Source organism: Dyella nitratireducens (assembly GCF_014642835.1).
GTDB lineage: Bacteria > Pseudomonadota > Gammaproteobacteria > Xanthomonadales > Rhodanobacteraceae > Dyella_B > Dyella_B nitratireducens.
In genome coordinates, this window is sequence record NZ_BMJA01000005.1 from 1 (window position 1) to 12,881 (window position 12,881).

Here is a 12,881-nt window from a genome sequence, read left to right on the forward strand (position 1 = left end):
GTCAAAGATCAATCACTTGCAACCTTCTCTTGAAGATCGCCCCGAAGCATTTCGTCCCGGGTGAGCCGCCCATTCTACATCCCTTAACGCTTCCGTCAACACCCAAATTCGAAGTTGTTGTCGGAGTTTTTCGGGGAACCTTCGCGAAGGGCTTGTCTCGTCGAAGGGGGTGGAATCATAGCGCCGGTTTACAGTTCTGTGAAGGGGCAAGAGCGCAATCTGCGCGAAAAATTCGCGCGGCAGGCGCAGCACCCGCAAAACCGAAACCTCATGTCGCCGCGGACGTGGCGAACCCAGGTGATTGAGCCCACCTGGCCAACCCCGCTATCGCGGATTCAAGCGGCCCCAAAGCCGCCAAAGCCGCCAAAGGCAGGGATTATTTCAAAGCGTCCAACAGACACACAGGCGCCTTTCCAGATACATCCGCTTGCGATTGGCCGGCCTCATGCGCAGGCACATAGCCGACGCGATAAGGAATCAACGCCTCGGGACGCATCTTTTCCAGCGCGTCCCAATCATCTTCGAAAGGAATGAATTGCTGCATGGCCGTGCCTCGGGGGTGGGGTTCCGCACGAGGACCATTGCAGCAGGGAAAAAAGCAAGCGCGCTGGCGAAATCGGGCGATTTGCAGGCAGCGCGCGGCAAAATCAATCGATTTCGACCATCTCGAAGTCGCTCTTGGTCGCGCCGCAATCGGGGCACGTCCAGGTATCGGGCACGTCCTCCCAACGCGTGCCGGGTTCGATACCCTCTTCCGGCAGCCCTGCAGCCTCGTCGTAGATGAAGCCGCAGACTACGCACATCCATTTGCGCAAGGTGGTTTCGGTGGAAATTTGGTTCATGGAGACTCGCAAGATCAGAGTGAATAGCACATTCTCGCAACTCCTCCGGCGATGCGAAAGCGGTCGCACAGGTCTTTACGGGGTGTTTCGGACATAGCGTCACACCTTGTCCTCGCGGCTGGCAGTCGACGGACATCGCCCGGAAAATAACGCACCCCGACCGCGATCCTGATGTCGCGGACCGACCCTCATCTGAATCGAGTCGTTGCCATGACCAACCATGACCTATTCCAGCGCGCCCTGAAGCTCTTGCCCGGCGGCGTGAACTCCCCGGTACGCGCCTTCAAGTCCGTTGGCGGTGAACCCTTTTTCACCGCGCGCGCAGACGGTGCTTATTTATGGGACGTGGAAGGTAAGCGTTACATCGACTACGTCGGTTCGTGGGGACCGATGATCGTGGGTCATAACCATCCGAAGGTGCGCGAAGCAGTCGAACGCGCCGTGCGGGACGGCTTGTCATTCGGCACGCCTTGCCCAGCCGAAGTCGTGATGGCGGAGACCCTTACGCGCCTAGTGCCATCGATGGACATGGTGCGCATGGTCAACTCCGGCACCGAGGCGACGATGTCGGCCATCCGCCTGGCACGTGGGGCTACGGGGCGCAACAAGATCGTGAAGTTCGAAGGCTGCTATCACGGGCATAGCGACAGCTTCCTGGTGAAAGCCGGCTCCGGTGCGTTGACGTTCGGCGTACCCACCTCGCCCGGCGTGCCAGCGGCGAATGCCGATCTCACCCTGACCCTGCCTTACAACGACCTGCAGGCGGCGCAAGCGTTATTTGCGGAACACGGCCGCGATATCGCCGGCCTGATCATTGAGCCAGTCGCCGGCAATATGAATTGCATTCCGCCGCAGCAAGGCTATCTGGAAGGTTTGCGCGAACTCTGCACGCACCATGGCGCGCTGCTAATCTTCGACGAAGTGATGACCGGCTTCCGCGTCGCGCTTGGCGGAGCACAGGCACTCTATGGGATCGAGCCCGACCTCTCTACGTTCGGCAAGATTATCGGCGGCGGCATGCCAGTGGGCGCCTACGGCGGACGCCGAGATCTGATGGAACAGATTGCACCAGCTGGCCCGATCTACCAAGCTGGCACCCTAAGTGGAAACCCGGTTGCGATGGCCGCCGGCCTGGCCATGCTGGAGCTGGTGCAAGAACCGGGTTTCTACGACACGCTGGCTGCACGTACGCGCCTGCTGACCGACGGCTTGCAAGCGGTAGCCGATGGTGAAGGCGTTCCATTCAGTACCAACCGGGTGGGCGGCATGTTCGGACTGTTCTTCACGCACGAAAAAGTGAGCAGCTACGCACATGCCACCGCGGCCGACGCGGCGATGTTCAATCGCTTCTTCCAAGGCATGCTCGAGCATGGCGTGTTCCTCGCCCCCAGCGCCTTTGAAGCCGGCTTCCTTTCTTCCGCGCACAGCGATGAAGACATTGCCGCCACCTTGGATGCGGCGCGCATCGCCATGCGGCTGGCACGCGCAGGCTGATCATCATGCATGGACGCTCGCCGTTTGCCGATCAATTTGGCCCCGCCCTGCAAGGGGGATGGCGAGCCCGCTGGTTCCACATCATCTTTGGCCATGACGATGCGGCAGGGCGGCGCTTTGATGTACTACTGATCATCGCCATCCTGGGTAGCATCGCGGTGGCGATATTCGATACCGTCGCGCAGGCCCATGTACGTTACGGCACGATCTTCTATGCGTTGGAGTGGGCCTTCACCCTGCTTTTCACGCTCGAATACGCGATGCGCATCATGGTGGTCGCCCGCCCGTGGCGCTACATGCGCAGCTTCTTCGGCATGGTCGACCTACTGGCCGTGCTGCCGACGTGGATCAGCTTGATCGCGGCAGGCAGCCAATATCTGCTAGTGGTGCGCGCACTGCGTATCCTACGTATCTTCCGGATCCTCAAGCTCACGCGCTACGTGGGCGAGGCAGACATGCTGTGGTACACGCTGTTGCGTGCACGCCGGAAGGTACTGGTGTTCTTCAGCGCCATTCTTACCCTGGTGCTGATCTTCGGCGCGCTGATGTATCTGATCGAAGGGCCGGAAGACGGCTTCACCTCGATCCCCACCTCCATGTATTGGGCGATCGTCACCATGACCACCGTCGGTTTTGGCGACATCACGCCAAAAACGGCCCTGGGTAAATTGCTGACGTCGCTAATTATCCTGATCGGCTACAGCATCATCGCCGTGCCCACGGGCATCTTTACCGCGGAGCTGGCTGCCAGCATGCGCGCACGCCGCAAACATGTGCCGTGCCCGCACTGCGGGCAGATCGATCATGAAGGCGATGCGTCCTATTGCCGGCTATGCGGCACACCGCTGGTTGAGAATGAGGATTGAAGAACGGGGAATGGGAAAACGCACGCTACATTGCGACGCCAGGTCTCCCCACCTTGATTCACCAGCTTCCCACATTAGGCATCGATGCCCATGGCTCTCGCGGCGGCAAATGTCCGTCCTGCAGTAGCTCGATCGAAATCAGATCCGGCGAACGCACAAACGCCATATGTCCGTCTCGCGGCGGACGACTGATAGTGTAGCCCATCGACTGTAGATGCTCGCATGCCGCATAGATGTCTTGGACCTGGAACGCAAGGTGGCCGAAGTTGCGAGCCGAACCGTAATCCTCTTCGGAACTCCAGTTATGGGTCAGCTCGACTTCCGATTCAGGACTTTCTGGCGCAGCGAGGTAAACCAGCGTGAATTTGCCTTGCGGCACATCCACGCGACGCACTTCTTTCAGCCCCAGCCCTTCGCAGTAGAAACGGAGCGAAGCATCCAGATTGCGTACGCGAACCATGCTGTGCAGATATTTCATCGTGATGCTTCCTGAGTCATCGGATTGCCCAAACTATTTCGCCACGACAGCACGCAGGGCGTTGTGCAGACGTGACAGGCCCTCGGACAACTCTTCATCGCTGATGTTCAGCGGTGGCACGAAACGCAGCACGTCCGGGCCCGCCTGCAGCACCAACAGACCGTGCGACGCGGCCACATCGAGCACCTCGCCCGCTTTACCGCGATAGGCCTCGGTCAACACGGCCCCCAGCATCAGACCACGTCCACGCACTTCGGAAAACACGCCTAGCTCCGAGCCAATCGCACTCAACGCCTCCTGCAGCTTGGCGGATTGACGCCGCACATTCGCCAGCAATTCCGGCGACGACAGCTTGCGCAGCGCTGCGCGCGCGACAGCGGCAGCCATGGGATTGCCACCGAATGTGGTCCCGTGGGCACCAAACTGCATCACTTGCGCCACCTTCGATCCGGCAAGCATGGCGCCAATCGGGAAGCCGCAGCCCAAAGCCTTGGCGAGCGTCACGATATCCGGCGTCACACCATCCTGCACGTGTGCAAACAGCGTACCGGTACGCCCCATGCCGCATTGGATTTCGTCCAGCACCAGCAGCGCATCGTGTGCATCGCACAGTTCACGGACGCGCTTGATGAAACCAGGCGCTGCAGGCAGCACGCCGCCCTCGCCCTGCACCGGTTCGAGCATGACGGCAGCAACATCGCCAAGCGCAAAGGCTGCTTCGAGCGCAGCGATATCGTTGAACTCCAGATAGCGGAAACCACCCGGAAGCGGCTCATAACCTTCCTGGTATTTCGGCTGCGCGGTGGCCGTGACCGTGGCCAAGGTACGGCCATGGAATGAACCGCGGAACGTGATGATCACCCGCTGCTCCGGCGCCCGGCCCTGCGCCGCGGCCCACTTGCGCACCAGCTTGATCGCCGCTTCGTTCGCTTCAGCCCCGGAGTTGCAGAGAAACACGCGCTCGGCAAAACCCGATGCTTCCACCAACTCCTGCGCCAGGTGCAACGGCGGTTCGGTGTAGAACACGTTGCTGCTATGCCAGAGCTTGTGCGCCTGCGCCGTCAAGGCAGCCAGCAGATCGGGATCCTGATGTCCCAATGCATTCACCGCTATGCCGGCGCCGAAATCGATGTAGTCGCGCTGCTCGGTATCCCACACGCGTGCGCCCTGTCCTCGGTCGAGCACCAGCTCGCGCGGCTTATAGATGGGTAACCAGTAACGCTTGCCAAGATCGACGAGGGACGACACCGAAGACTCCTGTGTTAAATACATACATGGTCCTTGGCCTGGCCATAGCCACGCCAATCGGACGGAAACGTTGCGAAATAGGGAAAAGCCATCCTAGCAGCAAGCATCCCTGGCCAACATACGCCGGCGTTGTCCAACGCGACGCGACCTGTATCAGAACCGTTACATCTGCTGAAAATCGCTTCGCAGCACCATCCATCACGATGCAAGCGTCAGACCGACTGTAACAGCCCTGCACACGCGGGCCACTGTCCGATTCTGCGAATTCGCTCGCCAAACCTTCATTTCTCAGGGCTTTTTGTTGCTGGCACGAGACTTGCCCTTAGTCCATCAAAGGGGGACTTAGAAAGGAGAGGCTCACTCATGGACACATGCCAGCATTCACATCGCCACGTGGAAATCCGCGCGGCACTCGCCTATGCGGGATTGCTGGGCATGCTGCTTTCCTCACTGTGCTTCGCCGACGGCGCCCGCATCAAACAGTTGAGTCAGCTCTCGGCAGCCACCGCGAGCAATATAAATTGCACCGTAGCAACGTCAGCCCTCGACCAGAAATGGTCCGGCAACCGTGACAACGATCCTGGCAAGTTGGGTTGGTGCAGCGACCCGGTCAACGCCAGTAACAACAGCAGCTTGTCGGGTCATGTGCTCGCCAATGCAAGCAGCAACGTCGGCCTGAACCAGACAGCGGGTACGGGAAATATGCAGAGCGATAGCCTCGCCATGGGTGTTTCTAACCCGTAATGGCGTAAAAGAATGCGCCGTCGCAAGACGGCAATGAGGGCGGTAACCCGGCGACATGCCGCCGGGCACCATGTGGAAGCCCCCGGCTCGTCCCCTGCGAGCCGGGGGTCTTCCCTTGATCGCGTCGAACTGACGCTCGATGGATTACTGGCGTTGAATTCACACACCACCTTCGTGACGGTGCCGGGCATGAGCATGACACCGGACACACCGGCTTTCACCTCAACCTTCAAGGTGCGATATATGTTCCAGTGGTGACAAGCCACGCCCCTCTCACTGCGGAAGAGGGGCTCTTTTTGGCTGACTCAGTGCAAGTCTTCCAGCACCAGCTGATGCTTCTTGCACAACCGGTAGATCGTCACGCGCGACACCTTCAAACGCCGTGCGCACTCGCTGATGTTGAAGCGTGTTTCGCGCAAACACGCCATCACCGCATCGCGCTCAGCCGACGTGCGCATCAGGCCAAGGCTGGAGTGCCCCGGTCGCGGCGCGACCACCTCTTCCAGATCCAGATCTGCCACGCTGATCTGCGCACCCTCCGCCACCACTGCCGCCCGTTGCACGCGATTAAGCAGTTCGCGCACGTTGCCCGGCCAGGAGAAGTCACGCAGCGCCTTGCGTGCCAGCGCGCTGAAAGTGCGCGCATGGCAGTCGTGCTGCTTGCGGAAGCTGTCGAGGAATATCTGCGCCAGCTGCAACACATCGTCCGCACGCTCGCGCAACGCCGGCATACGCAGTCGCAACACATTGAGACGGTAATATAAATCTTCGCGGAAACGGCCTTGCGCCACTGCTTTTTCAAGATCCACGTGCGTGGCGGCGAGCACGCGCACATCCAGCTTGATCGATTGCGTGGAACCCACGCGCTCCAACGTGCCTTCCTGCAACAAACGCAACAGGCTGATCTGCGCATCCGGCGGCAGATCGCCGACTTCATCCAGAAATACCGTGCCGCCCGCTGCCGCCTCGAAATGACCGATGCGCCGCGCATTCGCACCCGTGAACGAACCACGCTCGTGCCCGAATAATTCCGACTGCACGAGATTGGCGGGCAGCGCACCGCAATTGATGGCCGCAAAGGGACGATCACGACGCGGCGATAATTTATGCAGTGCGCGCGCAGCCACTTCCTTGCCCGTGCCAGTTTCACCGGTGATCAGCACCGGCAGATCTACCGGCGCGTATTTGCGCAGGCTCGCCACCACCGCCATCATCGCCGCACTGTTGCCGGTAATGCCGGGTACGTCCGCATGGGCAATCACTGGTGGCGGCGCATCGCCGGCCAGCTTGCCGAGCGTTTCGATCAACCGCTGCATATCGATCGGTGCGGTAAAGAAATCGATGCTGGCGCGCAACACGCGCTCCATTTCCGGTGTCTGCACCGAGGTTTCGGTGGAAAGCAATGCCAGCCATGGAATACGCGGATGATCGGCCATCAATTTGGCCATGCTGCGCAAGCTGTCGGTATTCGACATGCGCACGTCCGCCATCGCAACGACCGTATCGCCTCGCCGGATGCCGATGCCGCCTCCCTGCGCACTCGCATCCGCAACGCGCGTATGCCAACCCGCCTGCGCCAAACGTGCTCTTTCGACGCTCGTTGGCTCCCCGAACCACACCAAACAGCGGATCGATGTATCGCTGATCATCGCAACGCCTCCCTCCAGGTGGCTGGCCCACAGCACCTGCTACGTCCCGCAGCAGGCCATCGCCCCCGCGCCCTGGCCAGCACGCGCCGAAAACTTCGACGCCGTTCACAGAATATACACCCGAATATCGCGGGTGATCACTCTTTAAGCAAACTAAATCCCCTTCCCATTACATCAATTCCGGATGGCAGGGATGCCCATCTTAAGCGCCCAATGGCGGCGACCTGATGACAGCCAAGTTCTTAAACGCGTCAGTTCAAAAACAGATCGGGCAGCAACGCCGCATCAAGCTTATAGGCGTAATGGTCGAAATCGCGTATTCCTGCTTCGCGCAGGACATCCTCGTCAATCGCAAAACGCCCAGTGCATTGACGGGCAGGCTGAGTGAGCAGCACATGGGCAGCATCCGCGACGATCTCGGGACGACGGCATTGCTCGGGCTTCACGCCGTCAATCATGGCAATAGCTGCCGTAGCAATGACTGTCCTGGGCCACAGCGCATTCACGGCAATGCCGAGCGGGACGAATTCCGCGCTCATGCCGAGCACGCACAGACTCATTCCGTATTTGGCAATGGTGTAGGCGGTATGCGGTGCGAACCATTTCGGATCGAGGTTCGGCGGCGGTGACAACATCAACACGTGCGGGTTGCTTGCCTTCTTCAAATGCGGCAAGCATGCCTGCGTCACCATGAATGTGCCGCGTGTATTGACCTGATGCATGAGATCAAAGCGCTTCATCGGCGTGCCTTCGGTACCGGCAAGCCAGATGGCGCTGGCATTGTTGATCACGATATCGATGCCGCCGAAACGTTCCACTGCTTGCGCAACGGCAGCATGCACCTCTTCCTCTTCGCGAATATCAACTTTCAGCGCCAGCGCCTTGCCGCCGGCCGCTTCTACTTCGGCCGCTGCGGTATGAATGGTGCCGGGCAGCTTAGGATTGGGCACACCGCTCTTGGCGGCGATCACGACATTGGCACCATCACGCGCGGCACGCAGTGCGATGGCAAGACCAATGCCACGCGACGCACCGGTGATGAACAAGGTTTTTCCCGCCAAGGTACTCATAGGGACGCTCAATCAGGCTTTTTGGAAGCGCGGCAAGATATCGCGCAGTGTCGTCAATCGGTGCAACGGATCGGTCATTTCCAGCAACTGTTGTTGCTCTTCTCGCGCCAAGGGCAACAGTTCCGCAAGACGAAAGCCCAACCAGCCGGCATCGTCATAAGAGGTACGCGGCGCATGTCGCCAGTGCTGCCCCATCGTTTCAATCAAACGCTCAAGGATGGTCTGCAGCAAGGCGAATTCCACAGGCACCTCTTGTGGCAGCTCGTCGGGCCATAGTTGCACGTCGCCGCGTAGCAAGCCATCGGAGCGGGCGCGCGTGCGCAACACGCGAAAACGGCTACCACCTTCAGCGGCGACACCGAGCAGACCATCGTCGCGATGGTTGAAATCCACGATGTGTGCCAACGTGCCAATAGCCGCCGGACGCGCCGGCGCCCCCACCTCGGTACCCTCCAGGATGAGGCAGACGCCGAAGGCCGTGCCATGACGGGTGCATTCGCGCACCAGATCCAGATAGCGCGGCTCGAAGATACGCAACTGCAATTGCCCGCCCGGATACAGCACGGTACCGAGCGGAAACAAAGGGACTTCCATGGAATGTACCTGGGCGGCCATGCCAAACATATTAGCCACTGGACGTGTCAGATCGCACACGGCAGAGTGCGCCGAGTCCACGCAGGAAGCTCTACCGGATGTCCGTCACACCGCTGGCCACCGTCACGCCCCCCGCCTCGACACTCGTGCAGCAAGCGCCTGCTTCGCCCGTGCTGGAGGTTCGCGGCCTGGACAAATCCTTCAAGAAGCGCCACGTGCTCAACGCGCTGGACTGGAGCGTGCCAAGCGGACGCGTGATCGGCCTGCTTGGCCGCAACGGCGCAGGCAAAACCACACTGCTGCGCTGTCTGCTCGGCCTGTCACCGATCGATGGCGGCGACATCATGCTATTTGGCGAGCCGATGCTGGAACCGGGCGGCGAACGCATGCATCGCATCGGCTTCGTGCCACAGACCTTCGATCTGTTTCCATGGATGAAGGTGCGGGCCTATCTTGATTTCACCGCCGCGTTTTACGTGCGCTGGAACCACGACTTGGTAGAACGGTTGCTGGCGAACTGGGAACTGGACGTCAAGCAGAAGATCGGTGAGCTCTCGCAGGGCCAGCGCCAGAAGCTGGCGATCGTGCGTGCGATCGCGCCCGATCCGGATCTGCTCGTGCTGGACGAGCCGGTGGCCAGCCTCGATCCGCAAGCACGCCGCGCCTTCATGGGCGAGTTGCTGACACTGATGCGCGCACCGGGCAAGACGGTGATTTTTTCCACTCACATCACCGCCGATCTCGAACGCGCCGACGCGGATATCGCGCTGCTGCGCGATGGCCGGATCCAATTCATGCGGCCGCTGGCCGAACTGCGTGAGCGGCTGAAGCGCGTAGTGTTCACGCGCACGGAAGGCTGGACGCAGGCGCCAACGGTTGCGGGCAGCTTGAAATCACACGTGCAAGGCGAGCAGGCGGTGCTGCTGGTCGAAGATCCACTCATGGATAGCCTGCATGCACTCGCCGATCGCGAAAACGCGACCATGAACGTGGAAACACCCACGCTGGAAGATCTGTTCGTGGAGCTGGCATGACCATCGCTTGGCAGCTCTGGTTGCAATTGTTCCGCCGCACGCCTTTGTTGGTAGTGCTGGCAAACCTGCTGCGCCTGGGCGCCGCGTACTTCGCGGTGCGATGGTTGCGTGGTGACCAAGAACTCGTTTTTATAGCGGCCACGCTGTTCGCCGTGGCCACCTGGATGTGGCACACCGGCCAAGGCTATAACCTGCGCGGCGTATGCGTGCCGGAAAGCTTTCTGCTACCCAATTTCCGCAGACGACTGCTGGAATACGGTGTCATTGATGCCGCGATGTGGGTGTTGCTGCCACTGGCCGTAGCTGCCATAGGTGGCGCTTCCTACCTTTTTCTGATGGCCTGCTGTTTACTGGTCATCGCCGGCGCGGGCCTGCTGATGGGTAGCAACCCACGCACCGGTGCCTATATCTGGCCCTTCTTTGTGGTGCTTGGCTGGATGCCATCATTCCTGAGCACGTTCTTCAAGGAAGCCCTGCACTCGCCGCTCACCCCATGGCTGCTGCTGGCCATCGTTGCTTTGTTGTTGAGATTCAGCATTGCGCCGCTGTTGCGAATCGAGGATCGCGAAACCGAGGCATCGCCGCTGGAAAGCACCAGCCTGGGCCGTACGCAGACGCGCACCCTGCCCGGCGAACCACGGCGTCTGGGCATGTTTGGCAAGCGCATCACCAGGCTTTACGAACAGCTGGCGGAGCGCGCACTGCAGCGCGCGCTGGTGGCATACCAGCGCCATCCAAACTTTCAGCGGCGCATGATCCTGGTACGGCGATTACTGCTGCCAAACGACAACCCGGAGGCCATCGCACTACGCATCGTGCTGGTCGGTGGCATCGTCTGCTTTTATTTCATCGCGATCATGCATCGCCGGCATTTCAATCCGGTGATCATGGGGGCGTATGCGATCGTGCTCAGCATTTCTCGCTTCCCGCAATTGAACGTCGGCATGGTACGCATGCGGCCGAACATGGCCGATCTTTATCTGACATTGGCACCGGAAACCCGTGCCGAATATCAGCAAACCATGTCGGATGCGCTGCTTATCCTGGTGCCGATCAGCCTGCTCACCGCGCTGGTGTATACCGTGTTCGGCATCGTGCTCGTGCATGCGCCGAATCCATGGCAGATGCTGTTCGTGGCGACGATCGTTTCGCTGGCCACGAGCTTGGCGGCGCTTGCGGTGCATCTGATCGGCCCGGAAGGCACCACGGGCCGCACCATCGTCAATCTTGTGGTGGTGTTCGGCACCATGGCGGTGTATTGGGGTGGCTATTGGTTGGTAAGCACGGTCGGTTATGTCATCGGCGGTGGCTTGCTGGTGCTGGTTGCACTGGGTTTTGGCTTTGGCGTGTGGTTTGCCGCGCAACGCGAATATGTATCACGTGCGCCACGCTTCGATGCGCCTATCGGGTGATGCAGGCTGGAAAGCCCAATCTACGAAGCGAGCGTTTCGACGAAGCGACGCGGTGCGTTCTCGAAGCCGCCGTTGGACATGAACACCACGTGGTCACCGGCATGCGCCTGTGCTTTCAGCGCAGCAAGGAGTTCGTCGACGGTAGATGCTGTGCTGGCGCGTCCGTGCAACGCATCGGTAACGCGCCTGGCATCCCATGGCAATTCGGGGCGATGCAAGAAAACCACCGCGTCGGCATCGGCCAATGAGGGTGCCAATGCTTCAGCGTGCGCGCCAAGACGCATGGAGTTGGAGCGCGGCTCCAGTGCGACGAGAATGCGTGCCTTACCCACTTTCGCGCGCAAGCCAGCCAGCGTGGTGGCGATGGCCGTGGGGTGATGCGCGAAGTCGTCGTAGATGCGCACGCCGCCGACGTCGCCAACCACTTCCATGCGACGCTTCACACTCTGGAACGTACCAAAAGCCGCCAGTAACACCCGCGGGTCGGCACCTGCCGCTGTAGCCGCCGCCAACGCAGCCAGCGCATTCATCACGCTGTGATCACCGAGCAGCGGCCAACTCACTTCACCGATCGACTCACCCTTGTACTGCACGGCGAAGTGCGAGCCATCCGCTTCGACCAGGCGTGCCTGCCAGTCACCTTTGCCTATGCCGAAGGTTTCCACCGGCGTCCAGCAGCCCATCGCCAGCACATCGGCGAGATAGGCATCGTGCGCGTTGACGACCAGCTTGCCGTTACCGGGTACCGTGCGCACAAGATGGTGGAACTGGCGCTGGATCGATGCGACATCCGGAAAGATGTCCGCGTGGTCGTATTCGAGGTTATTGAGGATGGCGATGCGCGGTCTGTAATGCACGAACTTCGAGCGCTTGTCGAAAAACGCGCTGTCGTATTCGTCGGCCTCGATCACGAAATGCCTGCCCTGCCCCAGCCGCGCGGAGATGCCGAAGTTGCCGGGCACGCCGCCAATCAGGAAACCGGGAGCCAATCCTGCGCTGTCGAGCAGATGGGCCAGCAGGCTGGTGGTGGTGGTCTTGCCATGCGTGCCGGCCACGGCCAGCACTTCGCGCTCGACCAGCAAACGCTCGCCCAGCCATTGCGGGCCGGACACGTAGCGCAACTGCTGGTTGAGCATGTATTCGACAGCGGGATTACCGCGCACCATCGCATTGCCGACGATGACCAGGTCCGGCGAAGGCTGCAGGTATTCGGCCTTGTAGCCTTGCATCAACTCGATGCCGAGCGCTTCGAGCTGGGTGCTCATCGGCGGGTAGACGTTGGCGTCGGAACCTTCCACTGTTTCGCCGAGTTCGCGCGCCAACGCGGCGACGCCACCCATGAAGGTGCCGCAGATACCGAGGATGTGCAGACGCATGCGGTTTACTGTGGTTTCCGAAGCTGTCGTAAGGTCCTGGCTTGCAAGACGTCATTCCGGCAAAAGCAGGAATG

Annotated in this window: 14 protein-coding genes; 6 read left to right on the forward strand and 8 right to left on the reverse strand. The window is 60.5% G+C overall.

Annotated features, from left to right (window positions below):
- Positions 1–376: 376 nt before the first annotated feature.
- Together IEX75_RS20350 and IEX75_RS20355 are read right to left on the reverse strand one after the other, a co-directional pair.
- The gene (locus tag IEX75_RS20350) at positions 377–544 is read right to left on the reverse strand and encodes a hypothetical protein (RefSeq protein ID WP_188797201.1); all 168 of its coding nucleotides are present in this window, start codon (positions 542–544) and stop codon (positions 377–379) included.
- 103 nt (positions 545–647) lie between these two features.
- Positions 648–842, reverse strand: a complete 195-nt coding sequence (locus IEX75_RS20355) for a rubredoxin (RefSeq protein WP_188797203.1) — start codon at positions 840–842, stop codon at positions 648–650.
- Positions 843–1,052: 210 nt separating this feature from the next.
- On the opposite strand from IEX75_RS20355, the gene hemL reads away from it, so the two are divergent.
- Complete coding sequence (hemL, locus tag IEX75_RS20360) at positions 1,053–2,336, forward strand: glutamate-1-semialdehyde 2,1-aminomutase (RefSeq protein WP_188797205.1); 1,284 nt, start codon at positions 1,053–1,055, stop codon at positions 2,334–2,336.
- Positions 2,337–2,341: 5 nt separating this feature from the next.
- Complete coding sequence (locus IEX75_RS20365; RefSeq protein ID WP_188797207.1) at positions 2,342–3,202, forward strand: ion transporter; 861 nt, start codon at positions 2,342–2,344, stop codon at positions 3,200–3,202.
- A gap of 58 nt (positions 3,203–3,260) precedes the next feature.
- Here IEX75_RS20365 and IEX75_RS20370 read toward each other — a convergent pair whose 3' ends face one another.
- The gene (locus IEX75_RS20370) at positions 3,261–3,680 is read right to left on the reverse strand and encodes a VOC family protein (protein WP_188797209.1); all 420 of its coding nucleotides are present in this window, start codon (positions 3,678–3,680) and stop codon (positions 3,261–3,263) included.
- Positions 3,681–3,713: 33 nt separating this feature from the next.
- Positions 3,714–4,952: an acetylornithine transaminase gene (locus IEX75_RS20375; RefSeq protein ID WP_188797211.1), complete on the reverse strand. Its 1,239-nt coding sequence runs from the start codon at positions 4,950–4,952 to the stop codon at positions 3,714–3,716.
- A gap of 339 nt (positions 4,953–5,291) precedes the next feature.
- On the opposite strand from IEX75_RS20375, the gene IEX75_RS20380 reads away from it, so the two are divergent.
- Positions 5,292–5,672 carry a hypothetical protein gene (locus IEX75_RS20380; RefSeq protein WP_188797213.1) on the forward strand — a complete coding sequence of 127 codons (381 nt, stop codon included), beginning with the start codon at positions 5,292–5,294 and terminating at the stop codon, positions 5,670–5,672.
- A gap of 12 nt (positions 5,673–5,684) precedes the next feature.
- Positions 5,685–5,930, forward strand: coding sequence for a hypothetical protein (locus IEX75_RS20385; protein WP_188797215.1), 246 nt, complete (start codon positions 5,685–5,687; stop codon positions 5,928–5,930).
- 47 nt (positions 5,931–5,977) lie between these two features.
- On the opposite strand, the gene IEX75_RS20390 is transcribed toward IEX75_RS20385, so the two are convergent.
- From IEX75_RS20390 to IEX75_RS20400, 3 genes are all read right to left on the reverse strand, one after another.
- Positions 5,978–7,321: a sigma-54 dependent transcriptional regulator gene (locus tag IEX75_RS20390; RefSeq protein ID WP_188797217.1), complete on the reverse strand. Its 1,344-nt coding sequence runs from the start codon at positions 7,319–7,321 to the stop codon at positions 5,978–5,980.
- Between the two features lie 251 nt (positions 7,322–7,572).
- Positions 7,573–8,391: an SDR family oxidoreductase gene (locus IEX75_RS20395; protein ID WP_188797219.1), complete on the reverse strand. Its 819-nt coding sequence runs from the start codon at positions 8,389–8,391 to the stop codon at positions 7,573–7,575.
- Positions 8,392–8,403: 12 nt separating this feature from the next.
- The gene (locus tag IEX75_RS20400; RefSeq protein WP_229720994.1) at positions 8,404–8,985 is read right to left on the reverse strand and encodes an LON peptidase substrate-binding domain-containing protein; all 582 of its coding nucleotides are present in this window, start codon (positions 8,983–8,985) and stop codon (positions 8,404–8,406) included.
- Positions 8,986–9,083: 98 nt separating this feature from the next.
- Here IEX75_RS20400 and IEX75_RS20405 point away from each other — a divergent pair, with 98 nt between their 5' ends.
- Both IEX75_RS20405 and IEX75_RS20410 read left to right on the forward strand, forming a co-directional pair.
- Positions 9,084–10,019, forward strand: coding sequence for an ABC transporter ATP-binding protein (locus IEX75_RS20405; protein WP_188797224.1), 936 nt, complete (start codon positions 9,084–9,086; stop codon positions 10,017–10,019).
- The gene (locus IEX75_RS20410) at positions 10,016–11,431 is read left to right on the forward strand and encodes a hypothetical protein (RefSeq protein ID WP_188797226.1); all 1,416 of its coding nucleotides are present in this window, start codon (positions 10,016–10,018) and stop codon (positions 11,429–11,431) included. The genes IEX75_RS20405 and IEX75_RS20410 overlap by 4 nt, the downstream gene beginning before the upstream one ends.
- Positions 11,432–11,451: 20 nt before the next feature.
- On the opposite strand, the gene mpl is transcribed toward IEX75_RS20410, so the two are convergent.
- The gene (gene mpl / locus IEX75_RS20415) at positions 11,452–12,807 is read right to left on the reverse strand and encodes a UDP-N-acetylmuramate:L-alanyl-gamma-D-glutamyl-meso-diaminopimelate ligase (protein ID WP_188797228.1); all 1,356 of its coding nucleotides are present in this window, start codon (positions 12,805–12,807) and stop codon (positions 11,452–11,454) included.
- Positions 12,808–12,881: the final 74 nt, after the last annotated feature.